This is a genomic window from Geothrix fermentans DSM 14018, from assembly GCF_000428885.1.
GTDB lineage: Bacteria > Acidobacteriota > Holophagae > Holophagales > Holophagaceae > Geothrix > Geothrix fermentans.
The window spans coordinates 178,817-199,765 of the sequence record NZ_AUAU01000005.1; the positions used below are offsets into that span (position 1 = coordinate 178,817).

At 69.5% G+C, this 20,949-nt stretch carries 22 protein-coding genes and 2 tRNA genes; 9 read left to right on the forward strand and 15 right to left on the reverse strand.

Going from position 1 to position 20,949, the window contains the following annotated elements; all coding sequences use genetic code 11:
- Window positions 1–16: 16 nt before the first annotated feature.
- From G398_RS0100835 to G398_RS0100845, 3 genes are all read right to left on the reverse strand, one after another.
- A complete protein-coding gene (locus G398_RS0100835) occupies window positions 17–1,507 on the reverse strand; it encodes an ammonia-forming cytochrome c nitrite reductase subunit c552 (protein WP_052571042.1) in 1,491 nt (496 codons plus the stop codon).
- A 74-nt stretch (window positions 1,508–1,581) separates the two neighbouring features.
- Entirely contained in the window at window positions 1,582–2,079 is a 498-nt protein-coding gene (gene nrfH, locus G398_RS0100840) for a cytochrome c nitrite reductase small subunit (protein WP_026852174.1), read from the reverse strand.
- Between the two features lie 160 nt (window positions 2,080–2,239).
- Window positions 2,240–3,052: a DUF4097 family beta strand repeat-containing protein gene (locus tag G398_RS0100845; protein WP_026852175.1), complete on the reverse strand. Its 813-nt coding sequence runs from the start codon at window positions 3,050–3,052 to the stop codon at window positions 2,240–2,242.
- 106 nt (window positions 3,053–3,158) lie between these two features.
- Between G398_RS0100845 and G398_RS0100850 the strand changes: the two genes are divergently transcribed.
- The gene (locus G398_RS0100850; protein WP_026852176.1) at window positions 3,159–3,419 is read left to right on the forward strand and encodes a hypothetical protein; all 261 of its coding nucleotides are present in this window, start codon (window positions 3,159–3,161) and stop codon (window positions 3,417–3,419) included.
- Window position 3,420: 1 nt separating this feature from the next.
- On the opposite strand, the gene G398_RS0100855 is transcribed toward G398_RS0100850, so the two are convergent.
- The gene (locus tag G398_RS0100855) at window positions 3,421–3,897 is read right to left on the reverse strand and encodes a DMT family transporter (protein ID WP_026852177.1); all 477 of its coding nucleotides are present in this window, start codon (window positions 3,895–3,897) and stop codon (window positions 3,421–3,423) included.
- Between the two features lie 34 nt (window positions 3,898–3,931).
- Window positions 3,932–4,861 (reverse strand): GGDEF domain-containing protein, encoded by a 930-nt coding sequence (locus tag G398_RS0100860; protein ID WP_052571044.1) that lies wholly within the window; start codon window positions 4,859–4,861, stop codon window positions 3,932–3,934.
- Window positions 4,862–4,968: 107 nt separating this feature from the next.
- Here G398_RS0100860 and G398_RS0100865 point away from each other — a divergent pair.
- A tRNA-Gln gene (locus tag G398_RS0100865) sits at window positions 4,969–5,043 on the forward strand.
- Window positions 5,044–5,060: 17 nt separating this feature from the next.
- Window positions 5,061–5,135 (forward strand) — tRNA-Glu (locus tag G398_RS0100870).
- 203 nt (window positions 5,136–5,338) lie between these two features.
- Here the strand turns inward: G398_RS0100870 and G398_RS15245 are convergent.
- Entirely contained in the window at window positions 5,339–6,088 is a 750-nt protein-coding gene (locus G398_RS15245) for a cytidylate kinase-like family protein (protein WP_052571046.1), read from the reverse strand.
- A gap of 165 nt (window positions 6,089–6,253) precedes the next feature.
- Here G398_RS15245 and G398_RS19030 point away from each other — a divergent pair, with 165 nt between their 5' ends.
- Window positions 6,254–7,330 carry a VanZ family protein gene (locus G398_RS19030; protein WP_052571048.1) on the forward strand — a complete coding sequence of 359 codons (1,077 nt, stop codon included), beginning with the start codon at window positions 6,254–6,256 and terminating at the stop codon, window positions 7,328–7,330.
- Here the strand turns inward: G398_RS19030 and yihA are convergent.
- The 3 genes from yihA to G398_RS0100895 form a co-directional block, all read right to left on the reverse strand.
- A complete protein-coding gene (yihA, locus tag G398_RS0100885) occupies window positions 7,319–7,906 on the reverse strand; it encodes a ribosome biogenesis GTP-binding protein YihA/YsxC (RefSeq protein ID WP_043482856.1) in 588 nt (195 codons plus the stop codon). The genes G398_RS19030 and yihA overlap by 12 nt on opposite strands.
- 35 nt (window positions 7,907–7,941) lie before the next feature.
- A complete protein-coding gene (gene ftsE / locus G398_RS0100890) occupies window positions 7,942–8,628 on the reverse strand; it encodes a cell division ATP-binding protein FtsE (RefSeq protein WP_026852180.1) in 687 nt (228 codons plus the stop codon).
- A gap of 92 nt (window positions 8,629–8,720) precedes the next feature.
- A complete protein-coding gene (locus G398_RS0100895; RefSeq protein WP_026852181.1) occupies window positions 8,721–9,893 on the reverse strand; it encodes a thiolase family protein in 1,173 nt (390 codons plus the stop codon).
- Between the two features lie 108 nt (window positions 9,894–10,001).
- On the opposite strand from G398_RS0100895, the gene G398_RS19035 reads away from it, so the two are divergent.
- Genes G398_RS19035 through G398_RS0100910 form a run of 3 tightly spaced genes read left to right on the forward strand, consistent with a single transcriptional unit; the run spans window position 10,002 to window position 13,881 of the window.
- Window positions 10,002–10,907: a DUF4097 family beta strand repeat-containing protein gene (locus G398_RS19035; RefSeq protein ID WP_052571050.1), complete on the forward strand. Its 906-nt coding sequence runs from the start codon at window positions 10,002–10,004 to the stop codon at window positions 10,905–10,907.
- A gap of 35 nt (window positions 10,908–10,942) precedes the next feature.
- Window positions 10,943–12,610, forward strand: coding sequence for a M16 family metallopeptidase (locus tag G398_RS0100905; RefSeq protein WP_026852182.1), 1,668 nt, complete (start codon window positions 10,943–10,945; stop codon window positions 12,608–12,610).
- Entirely contained in the window at window positions 12,607–13,881 is a 1,275-nt protein-coding gene (locus G398_RS0100910; RefSeq protein ID WP_026852183.1) for a M16 family metallopeptidase, read from the forward strand. Before G398_RS0100905 ends, G398_RS0100910 begins: the two co-directional genes overlap by 4 nt.
- On the opposite strand, the gene G398_RS0100915 is transcribed toward G398_RS0100910, so the two are convergent.
- The gene (locus tag G398_RS0100915; RefSeq protein ID WP_026852184.1) at window positions 13,871–14,749 is read right to left on the reverse strand and encodes a phosphoribosylaminoimidazolesuccinocarboxamide synthase; all 879 of its coding nucleotides are present in this window, start codon (window positions 14,747–14,749) and stop codon (window positions 13,871–13,873) included. The two genes, G398_RS0100910 and G398_RS0100915, sit on opposite strands and share 11 nt — an antisense overlap.
- 133 nt (window positions 14,750–14,882) lie before the next feature.
- Window positions 14,883–15,926, reverse strand: coding sequence for a tetratricopeptide repeat protein (locus G398_RS21780; protein ID WP_026852185.1), 1,044 nt, complete (start codon window positions 15,924–15,926; stop codon window positions 14,883–14,885).
- A 100-nt stretch (window positions 15,927–16,026) separates the two neighbouring features.
- Between G398_RS21780 and G398_RS0100925 the strand changes: the two genes are divergently transcribed.
- A complete protein-coding gene (locus tag G398_RS0100925; RefSeq protein WP_026852186.1) occupies window positions 16,027–16,623 on the forward strand; it encodes a hypothetical protein in 597 nt (198 codons plus the stop codon).
- Between the two features lie 76 nt (window positions 16,624–16,699).
- Window positions 16,700–17,461 (forward strand): MBL fold metallo-hydrolase, encoded by a 762-nt coding sequence (locus G398_RS0100930; RefSeq protein WP_026852187.1) that lies wholly within the window; start codon window positions 16,700–16,702, stop codon window positions 17,459–17,461.
- Window positions 17,462–17,484: 23 nt separating this feature from the next.
- Here G398_RS0100930 and G398_RS15260 read toward each other — a convergent pair whose 3' ends face one another.
- The 4 genes from G398_RS15260 to atpG form a co-directional block, all read right to left on the reverse strand.
- Window positions 17,485–17,847, reverse strand: a complete 363-nt coding sequence (locus G398_RS15260; RefSeq protein ID WP_043482859.1) for an Hpt domain-containing protein — start codon at window positions 17,845–17,847, stop codon at window positions 17,485–17,487.
- A gap of 93 nt (window positions 17,848–17,940) precedes the next feature.
- Window positions 17,941–18,363: a F0F1 ATP synthase subunit epsilon gene (locus tag G398_RS0100940; protein WP_026852188.1), complete on the reverse strand. Its 423-nt coding sequence runs from the start codon at window positions 18,361–18,363 to the stop codon at window positions 17,941–17,943.
- A gap of 62 nt (window positions 18,364–18,425) precedes the next feature.
- A complete protein-coding gene (atpD, locus tag G398_RS0100945) occupies window positions 18,426–19,847 on the reverse strand; it encodes a F0F1 ATP synthase subunit beta (protein ID WP_026852189.1) in 1,422 nt (473 codons plus the stop codon).
- A 109-nt stretch (window positions 19,848–19,956) separates the two neighbouring features.
- Window positions 19,957–20,838: an ATP synthase F1 subunit gamma gene (atpG, locus tag G398_RS0100950; RefSeq protein ID WP_026852190.1), complete on the reverse strand. Its 882-nt coding sequence runs from the start codon at window positions 20,836–20,838 to the stop codon at window positions 19,957–19,959.
- Between the last annotated feature and the right edge of the window lie 111 nt (window positions 20,839–20,949).

A 20,949-nucleotide genomic window follows, 5' to 3' on the forward strand; every position in this document is an offset into this window, starting at 1 on the left:
CAAGGAGGATGGCCGCCTACTTCTTGGCCATCTTGGGGGCGCCCAGGTCGCGGAGCGCCACCTGGCCCTGGCGGCCGTAGTCGATGGCCTCGCCCAGGATGCGGGCCGCTTCCTGCGGAGCGTGGAAGCCCATGGAGTTCTCCGCGTTCACGAAGTCCACGCGCCACTGGGCCTTGCGCTGGAGCTCGTAGATGGGCTTCAGCTTGGCCTCGTCCACGCCGGCCTTCTTCGCGGCGGCGATGTCGTTGATGAGGTTCACCACGGCGTCCTCGGCGCGGTCCATCAGCGCCTTGGTGCGGTCCTGGATGGCCGTCACGCGGGCCTTGATCTCCTCCTCGGGGAACCGGTGGCAGGTCTGGCAGGACCGGGAGACGTTCAGCAGCGGGCTGCGCACCTGGTGGTCGCTGATCTTGAGCGCGCCCTCGCGGACGTAGGGCATGTGGCAGTCGGCGCAGGAGACGCCGGACCGGGCGTGGATGCCCTGGCTCCACATCTCGAACTCGGGGTGCTGGGCCTTCAGGACCTCGGCGCCGGTCTTGCCGTGCTGCCAGTCGAAGAAACGGTGGCCGTCGGGGAACTTGTACTCGTCGTAGGTGGCTTCGATCTGCTCGACCTTCAGGCCCTTGTTCCAGGGGAAGAAGAGCGTGACCTTGGGCCCGCAGTAGTACTCCACGTGGCACTGGCCGCACACCATGGACCGCAGCTCCTGGCGGGAGGCGTCGCGGTTGGCGTCATAGGCCACGCTCTTGTCGCCCTTGCGCCACTTCTCGATGGAGGGCAGGTGCGGCACGGGCTCGGTGCTGTTGGCCAGGGCCACGATGCCGCGGATGAAGCCGGGCTTGGTGACGCGCAGGGCCATGTTCTTGGGATCGTGGCAGTCGATGCAGGCCACCGGGTGCTTCACGAGCTTGGTGGCCTCGCCGTAGGGCAGCTTGCACATGGCCTCGAAGCCGGCCATGAGCTGGGCCTGGGCGTTGGGGGCGGTGAAGGCCTCGTCCAGCGTGCCCGGGGCGCCGCCCTGCAGGCCCAGCTCGCGGAAGGCCACGGTGTTGGAGGCGTGGCAGTGGAGGCAGGAGCCGGGCTGCTTGCGCTCAGTCACCCGCTTGGTGTTGCGCTGGTCGTCCAGCATGTAGGCGTGGCCCCGGCGCAGGTTGAAGTCGATGGCGAAGGCGTAGCCATCGAAGATGGTCACCAGCCGGGGATCCTCCTGGATGCGGCTCTTGGGCAGGGCTTCGCTGCCGGCGCCGCCGTACTTGGTGCTGTACTTCTCGGCGGTCTTCAGGTAGGCGTCGTACTGGCGGGGGAAGTTCTTCCCCCACTGGGCGGGATCGACGGTCTTCTCGTCCAGGTCCACCAGCTTGAAGCTGGTCTGCTTAGCCTCGGCCTTGCGGCTGGAGATGCTGGCGTACAGGGCCATCACGAGCACCGTCGCCAGGGCGGCGCCGGCGGCGATGAGGCCCATCCGGACCAGGGGCCGGGAGAACAGCGGGGTGGGATTGTCGGTCATCGGGGGGTTCCTCCCGCGTGGGGGGCCACGCGTCTAGGTGGGATCAGGAAAGGGGATCGGGAAGGGTCGGAAGCTCAGCCCATGGGGCCATGGCCCACCTCCTGGTGGCAGCGCACGCAGCCGTAGAGGTCGGCCTTCTGCGTCGGATCCGTGGGCACGCCCAGGGTGCCGTGGGCGGTGATCTCGCCCGTCAGCTCGCCGTGGCAGCGGAGGCAGTTGTCCTCCAGCACCTTGGCGTTGCCGGGCTTGATGCGGATGGGCTCCGCGAAATTCAGCAGCGTGAAGGCCTTGGAGTGGTGGTACCCGTTGCTGGCCTTCACGTAGAGTTTGTTCACGGGGTTGTCGTGGGGCAGGTGGCAGTCGTTGCACACGGCCACCGCGTGGTGGGTGCCGTGCCGCCAGCTGTCGTACTCGTCGCGCATGATGTGGCAGTTCACGCACACCTGCGGGTCGTTCGACATGTAGGACGTGCCATGGGCCGACACGAAGGTGTAGGCCCCGGAGCCCACGAAGACGCCCGCGAAGACGCTGGCCAGGACGCTCAACAGGATCAGGCGACGCTTTCCGCTCACGGGGTATCCATCCGATGTCGGAGGGTCCGTCCTCCGACCGGAACAGGATGCGATAAAATTAGGACCTGTCAATCCGATATCAAATCATCTTTGGGGATCTTGAGGTCGCTATCACGGGAAGGGCCGGCTGTGCCGGCCCTTCCCGTGAGTTCAAACGGCATCAATTCAGCGTGATGCCGCCATTCACCGTGTCGAGATCGATGCCTTCATCCCCACCGGGGAAGACCGCGGTGACGGAGCGCCGCTTCACCTCCACCTGCTCCGCGCCCTTCGCGTTGAAGGCGATGTCCCCGTTGATGGTGCGGGCCTTCAGGCGTCCCTTGAGACCCGCGGTCTGGAGGTGGATGGACCCGTTGACCGTCGAGGCCTTGAGCCCTTTCCCCTGGCCGTCCAGGCCCGACCCCTTGATGGCGCCGTTCACCGTCTGGAGGTTCAGCCCGCCGCGGACCTCCGTCAGGGTGATGGAGCCGTTGACCGTGGTGGCCTTGAGGGAGTCGCCCAGATCCGTGGCATGGACCGCGCCGTTGACGGTGGTGAGGCTCGCGGCACCCCGGGTTCCGGTGAGGGTCACCTCGCCGTTCACGCTCTCCAGGGTGGGCACGATCTGGCGGGGCACCTTGAGGGTCATCTGGCACTGGGGGCCCCGATAGAAGCCCCAGCCCGTGTGCTTGGGATATTCGCCGCGGATTTCCAGACCATCCTTGCCGGATTCGATCACCACCTTCACCTGCTCGTCCCGGCTGCTGGGCTTGAACTCGCCCGTGAACTGGACTTCCGCCCGGTCCCAGGCTTCCACGTGGACGAACCCGTTGACGTTCTTCACCCTGAGCTTCGAGCCCGCCGCCAGGGGAAGGGTCCGGGTCTCCGTGGCCTTCTCGGCCTTGGCGGGCTGGACCACCTGGGACTGGGCCGCCAGCGGGACGCTGAGGATGACGGCGGCCACGGCCGCGGCGAGGGAGCGGGTGAGGGACATGGAAGCCTCCTGCGATGTCAGAGATCGTGACCAGTGATACGAAGGCCTTCGGAGGGGGTTTAGGCCCCTTGCCAGCTCCGTATACTTGGGAACGCGCGGAGTTCCCATGTCCCAGACCATCGACCGTCCCGAGCTCAGCCCCGCCGAGTGGAAACTCATCCAGGACCTGCGCGCCCTGCCGGACCCCGCCCTCCGGGGCCGCATGGAGGCCTCCATCGGAGAGTTGCTCTTCTTCTTCCGTACCCCGCGCTGCCAGGGCATCGGCATTGAGGGCTTCCCCTGCGGCGACCCCCGGTCCTCCTGCGAGGACTGTCATCAGATCTGGGACATGCTCGACAGGGTGGCGGAGCGGACCCGGAAGGCCTGACTCAGCCCTTCTGCCAGCCCGCCAGCCAGCGGTCGCCGAAGTTCACGAGGGCGACGCCCGCCAGGATGAGCGCCGCGCCCGCGATGCGAACCCAGGAAAGGCCCCGGATCTCCAGGCCCAGCAGGCCGAAGCGGTCGAAGACCAGCGAAGAGCAGACCTGTCCCGCCACGATGAGGGACACCATGGCGGCCATGCCGATGCGCGGGGCCAGCAGGGTCGAGCCGAACACGAAGAAGGCCCCCAGGAAGCCGCCCAGCCATTGCCACCAGGGCACCCGGGGCAGGCTGCCCAGCGCCGCGAGGGGCTGTCCCGTGAGCACGGCCGCCGCCAGCAGGGCCACCGTGCCCACGGCGAAGGACACCAGGGCCGCCAGCAGGGAGCCGCTGTGGAGTGAGATGCGCAGCGCGTTGTTGACGGCCGACTGGAGGGGAATGGCCAGCCCGATGGCGAAGGCCATGACGAGGAAGAGCAGGATCATCCGAGCCTCCGGGCGCAAGGGCCCATGATAGCCCTCAGCCCGCGCACACCCGGTTCCGCCCCTCCACCTTGGCCCGGTAGAGACCTGCATCCGCCCGGGCCAGCATGTGGCCGGCGTCCAGATCCCCGGGCGTCCGTTCGGCGAGGCCCAGGCTGCAGGTGACAATGAGGTCGATGCCGGGAAGGGGCACGGGGGTGTCGGCCATGGTCCGGCGGAACCGCTCGGCGAAGGGGCGCGCCCCGCCCAGATCCGTCTCCGGGAGGATCACCAGGAACTCCTCGCCCCCGATGCGGCCCGCCAGATCCGCCTCGCGCAGGCTGGCGCGGAGCCGCTCGCCGAAGACCTGCAGCACGAAGTCGCCGGCGCCGTGGCCGTGGGTGTCGTTGATCTGCTTGAAGTGGTCCAGGTCGCACATCAGCACGGACAGCGGGCGGCCATAGCGCACGCTCAGGCCGAAGCGGGTCTGGAACTCCCCCAGGGCGCGGGTGCGGTTGGCCAGCCCCGTGAGCGGATCCTTGGTGCTGAGGTCCAGCAGGGTCTCGTGGAAGGCCCGCTCCAGGGGGTCCATGGCCACGAGCTTGAGCACGTGGCCGCCGATGGCCAGCCGGTCCCCGGCCCGCAGGACCACCACCCGCTCGGCGCGCTCCCCGTTCACCAGGGTGCCGTTGGTGGAGCCCAGGTCCTCCAGCCACACCTGGCCGGCCACGAGGGTGATCCGCGCGTGGTGGCGGCTCACTTCGCCGTCCAGCAGGGCCACCTGGACATCCGGCGCCCGGCCGATGAGCGATCCGCCGGAGCGCAGGGGGAAGATCCGCCCCAGGGAGGCCCCCGCATAGGCCACCAGGGCCCATTCCGACGGAACGACGGGCTCGTCCCCCGCCCCCAGGATCCCGGAGATGGTGGGCATGTCCGCGGTGACGGGCGCAGGCGGGGGTGGAGGCTGGGCCGGACGTTTGCGCGCCATGGGTCCTCCTGGAGCTTTTCCGGTTCTCACCGGAAGCCTACATCCCTCCCGGCGGAACCACCTCTTGTCTTTTGCCCCACACCTGATACAGTGGATTTTCCACTCGTTGGGGAGTGGTCTAATGGTAGGACAACAGATTCTGGTTCTGTCAGGTGAGGGTTCGAGTCCTTCCTCCCCAACCACTCAAAACTTGGTTCCTGGTCCCATCGTCTAGCGGTTAGGACGACGCCCTCTCACGGCGTAAACAGGGGTTCGATTCCCCTTGGGACTACCAGCAAGGCCCGGCACCCGCCGGGCCTTCTTCTTGTTCCAAGGGGAATCGAAATCACGGATGGCGCGCAGGTAGGGGCCCGGGCGCTATCCTGAAGGCATGGCCGCCTCCACTCCCGCCCGGCCGCCGGTGCCGAAGCGTCCCGTCTGCTCCTGGACCTGCCTGGGGCACTGCCCCACCTGCCAGGCGCAGGCCATGACGGAGATTCAGGCCCGGGACGCCGCCGTCCCCCGCATCGGGTCGTGCTTGAAGTAGTCCCGGTCGGGCCAGGCGCAGATGACGAGGCGCGCGCAGGACTGGGCGATGGCTTCCACGCTCTGCCGCTCGTTGTTGAACACGGCATCGTACCAGCGGGACGAGGTGACGTCCGCGTGGAGGAACTCGCTGATGAACTTCTCCCGGAGCTTTGACTGGGTCCGGACGAGTTTTTCGGCCTCCGGCAAAGGCAGCTCGAGGCGGCGGGCGATGGTCGCGGTCCGGAACTCGAAGCTGGCCTCCAGGCGGAAATGGAAGCAGTTCTTCAGGTCCTGACAGGCCACCGCGCCCCCGCGGCCGACGATGATGGCGCCGCCGGCCATGGCGATGTGGACCAGGTGCTTCACCACCTTGGCGTAGGCGTCGTCGTGCGTCAGGTGGCCGAAGTGGGTCCGGAGCACGTCCTGGGCGTGACTCTCGTCCCCCAGGTGGCCCAGGATCTGGCGGGAGAGCTTTTCGTCCGAGGCCACCTGGTCCACCAGGGCCTTGTCGAACAGGGTCCAGGGCTGGCCCGAGGCTTCCTCCAGGAGCGCCTGGAGGCGCTGGGCCAGGGAATAGCCCTCGCATCCGTACTGCCGGGAAATGGTGACGGATGGATGGGGCGGCGCCTGGCGGGCCCGCGCGAAGCGCTCCCGGATCCGCATCCAGCCTGCCTCCCGCTGCTCGATGCCCGGGATGAGGGAGTCGAAGCTCTTGGTCATGGAACCTCCGGTCTCGGAACGGCCAGACCAGATGACTACGCTCGGAAGATAGGATTCCCGGGGCCCGCCGGCAAGGCCCCAAAGGCTCCAATTTCCAGGCTTCCGCGGCCCGGGCCGCCACCGGGGCCGGCTCGCTTCTCCGCACGGCCTGTGTTTGGATGGATCATGCGCTTCCGTGGGTTCTGGCTCCTCCCCCTGGCCGTGGCCGGGACCATCTTCTGGCTGAGCGCGCAGTCGCACTATCCGGGCGGCATCGAGCTGCCGCCGCCCCTGGACAAGGCCGCCCACGCTTCAGCGTACGCGCTGCTGGCCCTGGCCCTGGACCGCACGCTCCGCCACACGGCGCGCGGGCTACCCCTCTACCGCCGCCACCTCTGGATCCTGGCCGCCATCGCCCTCTATGGAGCCTCCGACGAGCTGCACCAGTTCTTCGTCCCGGGCCGTTCCTGCGAGTCCGGCGACTGGCTGGCGGACTGCTTCGGCGGGGCCGCGGGCCTGACCCTGGGCTCCCTCCACCTCCTGTTCACCCGGCGCCTGGGAGCCCTGTCCTGGCTGCGGGGAGCGGCGCGGCGCACCGAGCCGGCCCGCGACCTGATCCTCGTGGCCGATCCCCACTGGGGGGCCATGCTCACGGGACTGGAGACGGCCACTGCGGCCCACCCGGAGGCCGACTGGCTCTTCCTTGGAGATGTGTTCGACGTGTGGGTGGGCTTCCCGGGCATGGAGACGGAGGCGCAGCGCGACTTCCTCGCCTGGGTGGACGCCCGCCGGGCCTCGGGGCGCTGGGTGGGCCTGTGGCTGGGCAACCGCGAGTACTTCCTGGACCGCCACGCCGCGCGCTTCGACCTCATGGGCGAAGGCATCGGCGGCTCCCTCGAAGGCGAGGGGCTGACCTGGGAGCACGGTGACCTCGTGAACACCGCGGACCGCCAGTACCGGCTGTGGAACCTGGTGTCGCGCTCGGGCCCGCTGTGGCTGCTGTTCCGCCTGATGCCCGCCGGGACCGCGCGGAAGGTGTCCGCCTGGATGGAGCGGAAGCTGCGCACCACCAACGCCGCCTACAAGCTCACCTTCCCCCGCGAAGCCTTCCGCGCCGCCGCCCAGACCCACTCGGGAACCACCTTCCTCACGGGCCACTTCCACACCCACGAGGTGGAGGCCAATGGCATCGCCCTGCCCTGGGCCCACGAGGGGCGGTTCATGGTCTGGCGGGGCGGGAAGGTGGAGTCCCTAGAGGCCTAGCAGATCCGCCACTTCGCGCCGCAGCTCGGGGATGCCCGTGCCCTTGGCGGCGCTGGCCCAAGCGATGTCGCCGGCATGCAGGCCCAGCTCCGCGGCCACGTCCTTGCGCTGTTTGAGGGCCTTGCTGGGCTTCACCTGATCGGCCTTGGTGGCCACGATGCGGTGGGGCAGCCCCTCGGCGCGCAGCCAGTCGATCATCTGGTGGTCCAGCTTGGTGGGGCCCACCTCGGCGTCCACCAGCACGAAGACCATGCGCAGGGTGGCACGGCCCGTGAGGTAGCCCTCGATCATGCGCTGCCAGGCGGCCCGCTCGGCGGCAGGGCCCGTGGCGAAGCCGTAGCCCGGCAGGTCCACGATCCAGCGGTCCGGACCCGTGAGGAAGACGTTGATGAGCCGCGTGCGGCCCGGCGTCTTCGAGACGCGGGCCAGCTGCTTCTGGTTGGCCAGGGCGTTCAGCAGGGAGGACTTGCCCACGTTGCTGCGCCCCACGAAGGCCACCTCCGCGTGGCAGACGCCGAGCTTCTTCGCGTCGGCCGCGGAGGTGACGAAACGGGCATCGGTGAGGGGCTGGGGCATGGGGATCCGATCGACAGGCTCCAGCCTACCGCCAATTACACCGTCACCAGGCTCGTGGGCGCCGGCTGGTCGAAGGCGACGCGGCCGTGGTCGAGGCCGATGACGCGCTTGCGCATGCGCTGGATGAGGCTGCGGTCATGGGTGGCCACCATCACGGTAGTGCCCTGGCCGTTGATGCGCTCGAAGAGGGCCATGATCTCCTGGGCCAGGTCCGGGTCCAGGTTGCCCGTGGGCTCGTCCGCCAGCAGCACCAGCGGGTCGTTCACCAGGGCCCGGGCGATGGCCACGCGCTGCTGCTCGCCGCCTGACAGCTGCAGGGGATAGCTGCTGAGCTTGTGCTGGAGGCCCACCATCTTGAGGGCCCGGAAGGTGCGCTGCTTCTGCTCGGCGGCACTCACCCCCAGCACCTTCAGCACGAAGGCCACGTTCTCGAAGATGGTGCGGGTGCGGATGAGCTTGAAGTCCTGGAACACCACGCCCAGCTTGCGGCGCAGCAGAGGGATCTCCTTCTCGGACATGGCGGCCAGGCGGTGCCCCGCCATCTGGATCTCGCCGCTGCTGGGGACCTGCTCCCGGAACAGCAGCTTCAGCAGTGTGGACTTCCCGGCGCCGCTGGGCCCGGTGAGGAACACGAACTCGCCCGATTCGATGGCGAAGCTCACGTCCGCCAGGGCGGTGTGGATGCGGTCGTACTGCTTGCCGACGTGGGTGAGAGTGATCATCTGAAAAACTTAACCGCGAATGGCGCGAATGGACGCGAATGAAGGCCTTTTCATATTCGCGCACATTCGCGTCATTCGCGGTTCCATTCTTTCTAGAGGCGTTCCACCAGCATGGCCACGCCCTGGCCGCCGCCGACGCAGAGGGCGGCGAGGCCGAGCTTCTTGTTCTCGTCCTGGAGCAGGTGCAGGAGGGTCACGAGGATGCGCGTGCCGCTGGCGCCGATGGGGTGGCCGATGGCGATGGCGCCGCCGCGCAGGTTCACCTTGGCGGGATCGATCTCGGGCAGCTCCGCCAGCACGCCCAGGCTCTGGGCGGCGAAGGCTTCATTGAGCTCGAAGAGGTCGATGTCCTTCATCTTCACGCCGGTCTTCGCCAGCAGCTTCTGGATGGCGGGCACGGGGCCCAGGCCCATGGTGGCGGGATCCACGCCGGCCTGGGCGAAGCCGAGGATGCGGGCGATGGGCTTGTGCGCCTTGGCGGCGGACTCGGAGGCCAGCACCAGGGCGCCGGCGCCATCGTTGATGCCGCTGGCGTTGCCGGCGGTGACGGTGCCGTCCTTCTTGAAGGCGGGCTTGAGCTTGGCCAGGCCCTCGGCGGTGGCGTCGGTCTTGATGTACTCGTCGCGGTTGAAGAGGACATCGCCCTTCTTGCCCGCCAGGGTGACCGTGAACACCTCGCGGTCGAAGGCGCCCGCGGCCTGGGCGGCGGCGGCCTTCTGCTGGCTCGCGAGGGAGAAGGCGTCCTGGGCCTCGCGGGTGAGGCCGTGCTTGGCGGCCACGTTCTCGGCGGTGATGCCCATGTGGGTGTCGCCATGGCCGCACCAGAGGCCGTCCTGGATCATGCTGTCGATGAGCTGGGCGTTCCCCATGCGGGCGCCCCAGCGGGCCGCGGGCAGCAGGTAGGGCGCGTTGGACATGCTCTCCGTGCCGCCGGCCACCACCAGGTCGGCGTCGCCCATGGCGATGGACTGGGCGCCCAGGGCGATGGCCTTCAGGCCCGAGCCGCAGACCTGGTTGGGTGTATGGGCCGGGGTCGAGAAGGGCAGGCCCGCCTTGAGGGCCGCCAGGCGGGCCACATTCTGGCCGCTGCCGGCCTGGAGCACATTACCCATGACCACGTCGCCCACGGCCTCCGGCGTCACGCCGGCCCGCTTCAGGGCCTCCGTGATGGCCAGGGCCCCCATCTGAACCGAATTCAGTGGTTTGAGCGCACCTCCAAAGGATCCGACGGCAGTGCGGGTGGCGGACAGAATGTAGGCGGACATGTCGGGCTCCGGGGGATGATCCAGGGTATCGTGACTAAACGTCTGCGACCCAGTACCGTGAACCAATTACCAGGCCCGCCCTGGCTCTTTCTCCCCCCGGGAGCCGCCATGACCGTTTCCAGCCGTTGGATCCCCCTGTTCCTGGTCGGGAGCGCCCTGCTGGCCCAGGTCCCCCCGCCCCCGCCCCCTCCTCCCGCCCCACCGGCGCCCCCCGCCCCCATGGTGGGGGTGGACGTGCCCACGGGCTCCCGGGTCGAGCAGCGCACCGAGAAGCTGGCCTACGGCTCCAAGCTCTGGGTGAAGAACCGGAACGGCGGCATCCGCGTGACGGGCTGGGACAAGGAGGAGGTCGCCCTCACGGCCCAGATCCGGGACAGCGAGAAGCGCCGGGTGGAGCTGGTCCTCCAGCGGAAGGGGCAGGACCTCGACATCGAGGCCCTCTTCCAACAGCCCTCCTGGAGCTTCGGCATCATCATCAGCCCCCGCTGCGAGATGTCCCTCCAGGTGCCCCGCAAGCTCCTGGGCCACTTCCGCACCACCAACGGCGCCGTGAGCGTGGAGCGCCTCGAGGGCTACGCCCGCTGCGAGGCCACCAACGGCCCCATCCTGGTCACGGACGTGCGGGGCGAAGTCCTGGTGGACACCACCAACGGCTCTATCGAGGCCCGGAACCTGGTGGCCCGGATCCACGGCAGCACCACCAACGGCCGCATCATCCTGGAGGACGTGGCCGGCGGCATCCGCCTGGAGACCACCAACGGCAGCGTCCGCGCCCGCAACCTCGATGGCTGGGGGGAGGGCATCCACCTGGAGTCCACCAACGGCAGCATCGAGGTGGAGCTGGGCAAGGCCTCCGGCGACCTGCTGGCCGAGAACAGCAACGGGTCCATGGAGGTCCGGATCCCCGGCGCCCAGGTCCTCGAGATCACCAAGCACAGCGCCCACGTGAAGGTGCCGGGCCGCTCCCAGTCCATCCGCCTGGAAACCACCAACGGCAGCATCCGGGTGAAGTAGTACTCCGAAGTAGTACTCTACGGGCTATGCGACCCATGCGACGCCTGGTCCTGCTCCTCCTCGCCGCCCTCGGCCTGAACGCCCAGACCCTCCGCCTCGAGGAGGTGCAGGAGCGGCGGCTCGCCAACGGCGCGCGGCTCCTGGTGGTGGAGCGGCGGGGGTTGGCGGCCTTCCACGCGACCCTGGTCTTCCGGGGCGGACGGGCCGAGGAGTCCCCGGCCATGGCCGGCGCCACGGACCTGCTGGCCCGCACCCTCTACGGTTCCACCTGGCCCGAGGACCTGGACACGGCCAAGGGGAACGGCTCCCTCGACGCCCTGCTCAAGGAGGAGGAGGGCCTGCTGGAGTCCCTGCGCCTGGAACGGCTCCGCCAGCGGAAGGATCCCGAAGCCGTCAGCCAGCTCCCGGCCCTGGGGGCCAACCTCTGGACCCTGCATGAGGCCGTGCGGGCCCGGTTCTCCGCCTCCCCCCTGGCCGATGTCTACACGGCCCGGGGCGGCCGCCAGGCGGCCACGCCCGGCGCGGATGCCCTGGTGGTGGAGGCGGAGCTGCCCGCCACGGACTTCGAGTTCTGGTGCCGCACGGAGGTCCAGCGCCTGGCCACCCTGCAGCTCAGCCGCTTCTCCGAGGCCCGGGCCGCCCTGGTGGCGGAGCTGCGGGCCCGTGGGCCCCAGAGCCTGGGGCTGCTCCAGGGCGCCGCCCTGCCCGGCCACCCCTACGGCCGGGACCTGGCGGACCACCTTCCCGCGCTGGAGGCCATGCGCCGCTCGGACCTCCAGGCCTGGGCCCGCACGACCTGCCGGCCGGACCGGCTCACGCTGGTGGTGGTGGGCGGCCTGGGGATGGACGCAGTCCTGCCCGCCGTGCAGCGGCATTTCGGAGCCCTCCCCTCTCCCCCTGCGGCCGCGGCCGCCGAGGACCCCCTCCTGCCGGAAATCCCCGCGGACCTCGGGGACCGGCGCATCCAGGCCGCCCAGGGAGGCGCGCCCCGGCTGCTGGTGGGCTGGCGCATCCCGCCCCGCTCCCACCGGGACCACCTGGCCCTGCGCCTGGCCGCGCGGCTGCTGGGGGGGCCCTCCGGGCGGCTGGTCCAGCGCTTGGTTCGCCAGAAGCTCCTCGCCCAATCCGCGGAAGTCCTGATGGACGTGCCCGGGGGGCGGCTGCCGGGCCTGCTGGTGGTGGACCTGGTGCCCGCCGAAGGACACAGCCTCGCCGAGGTCGAAGGCGCACTCCACACCGAGATCCTGCGCCTCCAGCAGGAATCCATTCCCGCCGACGAGTGGCAGCGGGCCCTGACGCAGATCGATGTGGAGATGCTCCGCACCGAGGACGAGCCGGCGGCGCTGGCCCGGGGGCTGGGCATGGCCTGGGTCGAGGCCGGGGACTGGCGGCAGGCGGAGCAGGAGGCGCAGCGCCTGCGGAACACCGGCCCCGAAGCCGTGCAGGCCGCCGCCCGCATCTGGCTGGGCCCCAGCCACCGGACCACCCTCTGGCTGCAGGCGGGCTCGGAGGAGAGCCAGGATCCGCTGGAGGCCGAGACGGCCCGCGTGCTGAAAGCCCTGGCCGCCTCCCGCATCCAGGACCTGGCCCAGCGGGAGCACCTGGTGGCCGAGGGCCTCCGGCAGCTCCGCATGCTCAGCGTCGAGGAGCGCCGGCGCACCCTCAAGCTGCTGGAAGCCCAGCTCGCCCCGGAGAAGCGATGAGACGCCTGGCGGCCTGCGCCGCGCTTTTCCTGACGGTCCAGGCCCAGGCCCAGATCCGGCCCCAGGCCTTCGGCCTTCCCAACGGCCTGCGGGTGGTCCTGCTGGAGGACCACGAGCGCCCCCTGGTGCGGGCCTGCCTGCACCTGCCGCTGGATCCCGAGACGAACGCCCGCCCTGGGCTCGCGGCCATGGCCCTGCGCGTGCTCGGGCAGTCCGACGCCGCCGCCGTCCGCATCGGGGACTTCGAGCAGCTCCTGGCCGGCGCCGGCATCGAGCTGACCCCGGCCCTCCGCGCCGACGGCCTGTCCTGGAGCCTGCTGACCCGGAGCCGCGACCAGGACCTGGCCCTGGGCCTGCTCGCGGATCGCGCCTTCCGATCGGTCCTCGACACCGCCACCCTGGAGACCGAGCGCCTCGCCTACTGGCGGGAGACCGAGCGGCTGGAGGCCTCGCCCCGGGCCAAGCTGCGGGCGGTCCTGGAGCCGGACCAGACCCTCCAGGCCCCCAGCCTCGAGAGCCTCACCACCCTCAGCTTCGAAGAGTTGCTGGCCTTCGACGCCCGCGTCCTCCGGCCGGATCGCGCGGTGCTGGTGCTCCACGGGGACCTCGGCCTGGAGCAGGCCAAGCGCCTCGTCTACCTGAGCTTCGGAACCTGGACCGTCTCATCCGCGCCTCACGCCCCACCTCACGCCCCCACGACAGCGCCAGCCGCGCCATCCTCCCTGCCGAAGGCCGCGCCGGCGGCCCCACCACCGGCCACGCCATCGGTCGCGCCGGTAGCGTCTCCCCAGCCGGTGCGGATCAACGCCCCGGGGGCCCTGCCGCGGGCCCTGGCGGTGGCCCTGGAGCCGGAGGACCTGGACCGGGAGGCCCGGGCCCTGCTGGCCCTCCTCCTGCCCGGCGACCCGGCGCTGTTCCCCGCGCGGATCCGGATCGAGGGCCTGGACCTGGTGGCGGCCCTGGACGGGGAAGCCCAGGCCTCCCCCGCCGCCACCGAGGCCCTGCTGCTGGAGCGCCTCCAGGCCCTCCGCCAGCGCGGATTCACGGAAGCGGACCTGCGCCAGGCCAAGGCCGCCTGGTCCGCGGGCCGCGCCCTGGCGGGCCTGCATCCCGAGGCCCTGGTGGGCGAGGCCCTGGACGAGGCCCGGGGACGGGGGACCTCCCCCGCGCGCATGCAGGCCCTCACGGTGGAGGGCCTGAACGGCGCGCTCAGGCGCTGGCTGGATCCGGCCCGACTGAAGGCCGGCGCCCTGGGAGCCCCTAGATCTTGATGCCGAACCGCGAGGCCATGTCCAGGTAGCGGGCCCGGATGCCTTCGACGATCTCGGGCGGCAGGTGCGGCGCGGGCGGCTGCTTGTTCCAGCCTGGGAGGGTCTCCAGGTAATCGCGGAGGAACTGCTTGTCCAGGCTCGGGGGGTTCTTCCCCGGAACCCAGCTGTCCGCCAGCCAGTAGCGGCTGCTGTCCGAGGTGAGTGCTTCATCAATGAGGATCAGCTCGCCAGCCTCGCTCAGCCCGAACTCGAACTTCGTGTCCGCCAGCAGGATTCCCCGCTGGGCCGCCAGCTCCGAGCCGCGCCGGTAGAGGGCCAGGCTCAGGTCCCGCAGCCGCGCCGCCAGATCCGCGCCCACGATCTCCACCATGCGCCCGAAGCTGATGTTCTCGTCGTGGCCCTCCTCCGCCTTGGTGGAGGGCGTGAAGATGGGCTCGGGCAGGCGGTCGGCGAGCTTCAATCCCGCGGGCAACTTCACGCCGCACACGGAGCCGCCGGCCTGGTATTCCTTCCAGCCGCTGCCGGCCAGGTACCCGCGCACCACGCACTCGATGGGCAGCGGCCGCGTCTTCTCCACCACCACGGCGCGGCCGGCGAGCTGCTCCCGGTAGGGCTCCAGGGCCGCGGGCCAGGCGGGATTGCCGCGGAAGTGGTTGGGCACCAGGTCCTCGGTGGCGGCGAACCAGTACGAGGCCACGGCCGTGAGGATGCTGCCCTTGTCCGGGATGCCCTCGGGCATCACGCAGTCGAAGGCGCTGATGCGGTCCGTGGCCACGATGAGCAGGTGCTTCCCCAGGTCGTACACATCCCGCACCTTGCCCCGGCGGAAGACCGGAAAGGGAAGGTCGGTGCTCAAGAGGACGGGCATGGGGCCTCCGATTGTCAAACATCCATCATCGCAGAGGCAGGGGGGGCGTTCTGCCACGGAAAGCTGTCGGCTATCAGCTATCAGCTATCAGCTATCGGCTGTCGGCTATCAGTTACTGACAGCTGAGAGCCCCTCAGACCAGATCCGGCAGTCGCCTCGGCGTGGGGGCGGACCAGTTGAGGCCTCCGGGGAGCAGGGCGTAGCGGTTCATCACCCCGGCCCACCGGGCCAGCTCGGATTCGCGAACGGTGCCTTCGGGGCCCGTGAGGGGCAGGCCCAGGAACTGGAGGAAATCCTGGATCTCGGCCCCGGATACGCCCAGCAAGGGGGGCAGGACCTCCAAGCCGTGGGTCCGGTCCCCGGCCGGGGGCTCCAGGAGGCGGTAGTCGAAGGTCTCCCGCAGCACCGAGGCCGTGGCCGCGGGATCCAGCTCCTGGGCCGCGTCCAGGTGGGGAAAGGGGTTCCCCCCCAGCATCCCCAGGGCCTGGGCCATGCCCAGGTGGGCCAGGAGGTGGACGGGCTGCGCCTTGAGGACGGCCTCGAAGACGCCCCGGGCCTCCTGGGCCCGGCCGAGGCGCAGGAGGGCCTCGCCCTGGCGGAGGAGGGCCTCCAGGCGCCCGGGCTCCGCCTTGGCCCAGCGCTCGGCCACGGCGGCCATCTCCTCCGCCATGCCCTGGGCCCGGAAGAAGCCCGTGAGGTACACCAGGCTGGCCACGTCCCGGGGCGCCAGCAGCAGGAGGCGGTCCAGGACCTCCGCGGCCCGGAGGGCCTGGCCCTCCTGGTCCAGGCGGTTCGCCCAGTCCCGCAGGATCTCCACCTGCCGGGCCACGGGATGGTTCGGCGTCGAGCGCGCGGCCTCCGCCGGGTGGAGCAGCTGGGTCCTCACCCACAGGTAGCGGAGGGCGTTGCGGCCATCGGGGCCGGCCAGCTCCTCCTCCACGGCATGGATGATGGTCTTGAGGCCATGCTCCCAGAGGGGCGGCACGGGCATCTGCACATGGGTGCGCAGCTCCCGGCTGAGGGGTTCCAGCGGACTGCCGGTCCGGCCCAGGTGCAGCCTGAGCCGGATCAGCTCCAGGCCCGACTCCAGGCCCGACTGGAAGGCCACCCGCAGGGCGAGCTCCCCCGTATCGGGGTCGAAGCCGTCCAGAATCAGGAAGCGAAGGTGGGCCCGCATGACCTGTAAGGTTAGCAAGGTGATCGCAGACCTGCCCTTGGAGGTTGACCGCGCCCGGCCCAGGCCCGATGATGCCATATCTGCCGGATGGGGGGATCGCATGCGCAGGGAACTGCTCTTACTCACGGCGCTGGCCGCGCTGACCGCCCTGCCGGCTTCCGCCGGCGAGGTCGGCGTCCTGGTGGACAAGCAGATCGGCAAGTCCCAGACCGCCGCCTTCGGCGCGGGGCAGAAGTACGACGATGTGAGCCCCACGGGCTTCGGCATCCGCGGCGGCTTCGACGTCCTGGACCTGAAGGTCGCGGCCCTCCAGCTGAACGCCACCTGGCACAACAAGACCACCGGCGACCTCAGCTACGGCGGCACCAAGTACGGCGAGCTGGAGAACCAGTACTGGGCCGTGGGCGCCATGGTGAACTGGAAGCTCCTGGTCAACGTGGGCGCCGGCGTGGAGTACCGCTCCGAGAACCTGACCTTCCGCCCCACGGGGGGCGCCAGCACCGACAGCACCCTGGGCCGCCCCTGGGCGCGGGTGAACGTGGGCTTCAGCATCCCGACGCCCGTGGTGAGCCCTTTCTTCGCCCTGGAAGTGGCCGCGCCCCTCTCCAAGAAGGACGCCACCGGCACCCCCAAGGACCTCAGCGAGGCCCTGGCCCCCCAGGTGCAGATCGGCATCTACGGCGGCATCCGCTTCTAGGATCGGTCCCCTGCGAAAAAGGGGCGCCCCGCGGCGCCCCTTTTTCGTATGATGAGTCCACTTATACCGAGGAACGATGGAGCTCCGGATCCTGGGATGCAGCGGCGGAGAGGCCGATGGCGAGCGGCTGACGGGCCTGCTCGTGAACGGCTGCGTGGCCATCGACGCCGGCTCCCTCACCGCGGCGCTGACCGTGGAGGAGCAGGTGGCCATCCGGCACGTGTTCCTCAGCCACTCGCACCTGGACCACATCTGCACCCTGCCCTTCTTCACCAAGAACATCTTCGGCCACACCCACGAGGCCGTGGAGATCCACGCCCTGCCGGAGACCCTGGACGCCCTCCGCCGCCACCTCTTCAACGACGAGCTCTGGCCCGACTTCAGCGTCATCCCCAGCCCCAACGATCCCACCATCCGCTACACCGAGATCGAGCCGGAGCGCGCCTACCGCGTCTGCGGCCTGGAGATCACCCCCATCCGCGTGAACCACCTGGTGCCCTGCGTCGGCTACAAGGTGGACGACGGCCGGGATGCCTTCATCTTCACCAGCGACACCGCGGAGACCGACCGCATCTGGGCCGTGGCCAACGCCACGCCCAACCTGCGCCTGGTCATCGCCGAGGCCAGCTTCCCCAACGAGCAGGCGGGGCTGGCGGAGGCCTCCAAGCACCTCACGCCCGCCAAGCTCGGCGCGGAGCTGGGGAAGCTGGACCGGGACGTGCCCGTGCGGATCTACCACCTCACGCCCGGAGACAGGGCCCTCATGCTGCCCCAGCTCCAGGCCCTGGGGGATCCCCGCGTGGGCCTGCTGGCCCAGGGGGAGCGGCTGTCCTGGTAGTCCGGCGCGCCTGAGGGGGGGCCTCACCCGGCTTCGGGGAAGGCGGCCAGGAGCGCGGCGAGGGCCTCCTCGTAGCCGGCCGGGAAGGCCTCCAGGAGATGCCGCGCCTCCTCCCACCGGGCACTCCGGAGGCAGGCCTCCATCCGGCCGACGTGGTCCGCGAGGCGGAGGAGCCCCAGGGTGCCCAGGGCCCCCTTCAGCTGGTGCGCCTCCTGCGCGGCGGCTCCCTGGTCCGTGGCCTCCAGGGCCTTCCACAGGGCAGCCTGCCGGACGGGAGCGTCCGCCCTGAGCAGCCCCACCAGCTCCGCCATCAGGCCCGGATCCGCCCCCATCTCCAGGAGGTCCTTCAGGGGCCTGGGATCGAGCACGGGCAGGAGGTCGGGCAAGGTCGCTCCGGAAAAAGGGAACCACCCAGCCTCATCGGCCCCGCGGAAGGGGTCCATGAGCTGGGTGGATGGAACCGGCCCTGGTCCGGCCGATCAGAATCCGTGGCCGGCGGGATGCCCCGCGGCCTGGAGGCGGATGAGGCTGGCGTCGAGCTTGGCCTGGGCCGTGGCCAGGTCGTGCTCGGTCTGCGCCTCCTTGAGGAGCTTGAGGGCCCGCTGGCGCGAAGCCTCAGCCCGCTCCAGGTCGATCATCTCCACGGTCTCGCTCTCGCGGGCCAGGATGGTGACGCGGTCCGGACCCACCTCGGCGAACCCGCCGAAGACCGTGAGCCAGTGCTTCTGGCCGTCCTGCACGTAGTAGAGCAGGCCGTCGCCCACCTCGGTCATCAGGGGCGTGTGGCCCGGCAGGATGCCGTAGTAGCCGCGGGCAGCGGTGGGGAACTGGACTTCGGCCACCTCGGCCGAGAACACCGGCCGCTCCGGGGTGACGACTTCCAGCTTGATGGATTGGGACATGACAGGCTCTTTTCAATGCCCGGAATCCGCTTTCGCGGATTCCGGGTAGGAGAAGGACAAGGTTACACCGCAGCCAATTTCTCGGCCTTCTCGACGGCTTCCTCGATGGTGCCGACGAGGTAGAAGGCCTGCTCGGGCAGGTGGTCCCACTTGCCGTCGCAGATCTCGCTGAAGCCCTTGATGCTGTCCTCCAGCTTCACGTACTTGCCCTGCATGCCCGTGAACTGCTCGGCCACGTGGAAGGGCTGGCTGAGGAAGCGCTGGATCTTGCGGGCGCGGGCCACCACGAGCTTGTCGTCGTCGGAGAGCTCGTCCATGCCGAGGATGGCGATGATGTCCTGCAGCTCCTTGTACTTCTGGAGGATCTGCTTCACGCGCATGGCGGTGTTGTAGTGGTGCTCGCCCAGGATGCGGGGATCCAGCAGGCGGCTGGTGGAGGCCAGGGGATCCACGGCGGGGTAGATACCCAGGGCCGCGATCTCGCGGGAGAGGTTCGTGGTGGCGTCCAGGTGGGCAAAGGTCGTGGCGGGCGCGGGGTCCGTGTAGTCGTCGGCCGGCACGTACACGGCCTGCACGGACGTGATGGAGCCCTTCTTGGTGGAGGTGATGCGCTCCTGCAGCTCGCCCATCTCCGTGGCCAGCGTGGGCTGGTAGCCCACGGCGGAGGGCATGCGGCCCAGCAGCGCGGACACTTCGGCGCCGGCCTGGGTGAAGCGGAAGATGTTGTCGATGAACAGCAGCACGTCCTTGCCTTCCTGGTCGCGGAAGTACTCCGCGACGGTGAGGCCGGTCAGCGCCACGCGGGCACGGGCTCCGGGGGGTTCGGTCATCTGGCCGTAGATGAGCGCCACCTTGCTCTTGGAGAGGTTGTCCTTGTTGATGACGCCGGAATCCATCATCTCGTGCCAGAGGTCGTTGCCCTCGCGGGTGCGCTCGCCCACACCGGCGAACACGGAGTAGCCGCCGTGGCCCTTGGCGATGTTGTTGATGAGCTCCATGATGAGCACGGTCTTGCCCACGCCGGCGCCGCCGAAGAGGCCCGTCTTGCCGCCCTTCGCGTAGGGCTCCAGCAGGTCGATGACCTTGATGCCCGTCTCGAACATCTCGGAGGTGGTGTTCAGCTCCTCGTACTTGGGGGCCTCACGGTGGATGGGGAGGGTCATCTTGTTGCCGATGGGGCCGCGCTCGTCCACGGGATCGCCCACGACGTTGATGATGCGGCCCAGGGTCTCGGGACCCACCGGCACATTGATGGCCTTGCCGGTGTCGGTGACCACCTGGCCGCGGATCATGCCTTCCGTGGGCTGCATGGAGACGCAGCGCACGCGGTTCTCGCCGAGATGCTGCTGCACCTCCAGCGTCACCATGACGCCGCCGATCTCAGTGTGCAGCGCGTTCATGATCTCGGGCAGGTGGGCGTCGAACTCGACGTCCACGGCGGGACCGACGATGGCGATCACGCGGCCTTGAAGGGTGGTTGACATGGGGACCTCGGAAAAGAAGTAACCGCTAATGGGCGCGAAGAAGAGCTGGTGAGGACTGCGGATGATTTAAGGGACCGTTTCATTCGCGAACATTCGCGAAATTCGCGGTTTAGGCATTGGCTCCAGACACGATCTCGATGATCTGGTTGGTGATGCTGGCCTGGCGGATCTTGTTCATGGTGAGGGTCAGCTTGGCGATCATCTCGCCGGCGTTGTTGCTGGCCTTGTCCATGGCCGCCATGCGGGCGCCGTGCTCGGAGGCGCTGCTCTCCAGGAGGTTGCGCAGCAGCTCGGTCTCCACGAAGCGGGGCAGCAGGGTCTCCAGCACCGCATTGGGATCGGGCTCGAGCAGGTGGGACACCTCGATGGCATCCCGGCCCTCGGCGCGCCGGTCCAGCTCCATGGGGAAGACCTTGAACACCGTGGGGGTCTGGGCGACGGGACTGTTGAAGTAGTTGTAGATCACGTAGAGGGCGTCGATCTCGCCCGCGTGGTACTGGGCGGCGGCACCTTCGGAGATCTCCGTCACCACATGCTGGAAGCCCGTGATCGGGACGTTGAGATACTCCCGGGCGGCGTTGAGCTTCCGCTTGCGCGCCCACTCCGCGGCGCGCTTCCCGACCACGTCCAGGTGGACGATCTCAGAGGAGGTCTGCTCCACGAAGGCCGTGGCGGCCTTGAGCACGTTGGCGTTGAAGCCGCCGCAGAGGCCCTTGTCCGAGGCCACGAGGACCACGCGGATGCGCTTCTCCTCGCGGGGGGCCAGGAAGGCCTGGGCGGCGGAACCCGGCTGGATCTCGGCATCACCCCCGATGCGGCCCACCACGCGGCGGACGACATCCATCATCTTACCGGCGTAGGGGCGCAGGGCCACCAGGCGCTCCTGGGACTTCCGCAGCTTCACCGCGGAAATCATCTTCATGGCCTTGGTGACCTGCTGGGTGTTCTTGACTGACCTAATACGGCGTCGGATGTCTTGGAGGCCGGCCATGGCTAGTTACTCCAATCCGAAAGGGGTCGGTAAGGCAAGCTCATGGCCTTGGTGACCTGCTGGGTGTTCTTCACCGACCGGATGCGGCGGCGAATGTCATCTCCGAAAGCC

Bases quoted from the DNA above. Each gene is read 5' to 3' on its own strand.
- G398_RS0100835 (WP_052571042.1), bottom strand. From the start codon at position 1,507: ATGACCGACAATCCCACCCCGCTGTTCTCCCGGCCCCTGGTCCGGATG.
- G398_RS0100845 (WP_026852175.1), bottom strand. From the start codon at position 3,052: ATGTCCCTCACCCGCTCCCTCGCCGCGGCCGTGGCCGCCGTCATCCTC.
- G398_RS0100850 (WP_026852176.1), top strand. From the start codon at position 3,159: ATGTCCCAGACCATCGACCGTCCCGAGCTCAGCCCCGCCGAGTGGAAA.
- G398_RS0100855 (WP_026852177.1), bottom strand. From the start codon at position 3,897: ATGATCCTGCTCTTCCTCGTCATGGCCTTCGCCATCGGGCTGGCCATT.
- G398_RS0100860 (WP_052571044.1), bottom strand. From the start codon at position 4,861: ATGGCGCGCAAACGTCCGGCCCAGCCTCCACCCCCGCCTGCGCCCGTC.
- G398_RS15245 (WP_052571046.1), bottom strand. From the start codon at position 6,088: ATGACCAAGAGCTTCGACTCCCTCATCCCGGGCATCGAGCAGCGGGAG.
- G398_RS19030 (WP_052571048.1), top strand. From the start codon at position 6,254: ATGCGCTTCCGTGGGTTCTGGCTCCTCCCCCTGGCCGTGGCCGGGACC.
- yihA (WP_043482856.1), bottom strand. From the start codon at position 7,906: ATGCCCCAGCCCCTCACCGATGCCCGTTTCGTCACCTCCGCGGCCGAC.
- ftsE (WP_026852180.1), bottom strand. From the start codon at position 8,628: ATGATCACTCTCACCCACGTCGGCAAGCAGTACGACCGCATCCACACC.
- G398_RS0100895 (WP_026852181.1), bottom strand. From the start codon at position 9,893: ATGTCCGCCTACATTCTGTCCGCCACCCGCACTGCCGTCGGATCCTTT.
- G398_RS19035 (WP_052571050.1), top strand. From the start codon at position 10,002: ATGACCGTTTCCAGCCGTTGGATCCCCCTGTTCCTGGTCGGGAGCGCC.
- G398_RS0100905 (WP_026852182.1), top strand. From the start codon at position 10,943: ATGCGACGCCTGGTCCTGCTCCTCCTCGCCGCCCTCGGCCTGAACGCC.
- G398_RS0100910 (WP_026852183.1), top strand. From the start codon at position 12,607: ATGAGACGCCTGGCGGCCTGCGCCGCGCTTTTCCTGACGGTCCAGGCC.
- G398_RS0100915 (WP_026852184.1), bottom strand. From the start codon at position 14,749: ATGCCCGTCCTCTTGAGCACCGACCTTCCCTTTCCGGTCTTCCGCCGG.
- G398_RS21780 (WP_026852185.1), bottom strand. From the start codon at position 15,926: ATGCGGGCCCACCTTCGCTTCCTGATTCTGGACGGCTTCGACCCCGAT.
- G398_RS0100925 (WP_026852186.1), top strand. From the start codon at position 16,027: ATGCGCAGGGAACTGCTCTTACTCACGGCGCTGGCCGCGCTGACCGCC.
- G398_RS0100930 (WP_026852187.1), top strand. From the start codon at position 16,700: ATGGAGCTCCGGATCCTGGGATGCAGCGGCGGAGAGGCCGATGGCGAG.
- G398_RS0100940 (WP_026852188.1), bottom strand. From the start codon at position 18,363: ATGTCCCAATCCATCAAGCTGGAAGTCGTCACCCCGGAGCGGCCGGTG.
- atpD (WP_026852189.1), bottom strand. From the start codon at position 19,847: ATGTCAACCACCCTTCAAGGCCGCGTGATCGCCATCGTCGGTCCCGCC.
- atpG (WP_026852190.1), bottom strand. From the start codon at position 20,838: ATGGCCGGCCTCCAAGACATCCGACGCCGTATTAGGTCAGTCAAGAAC.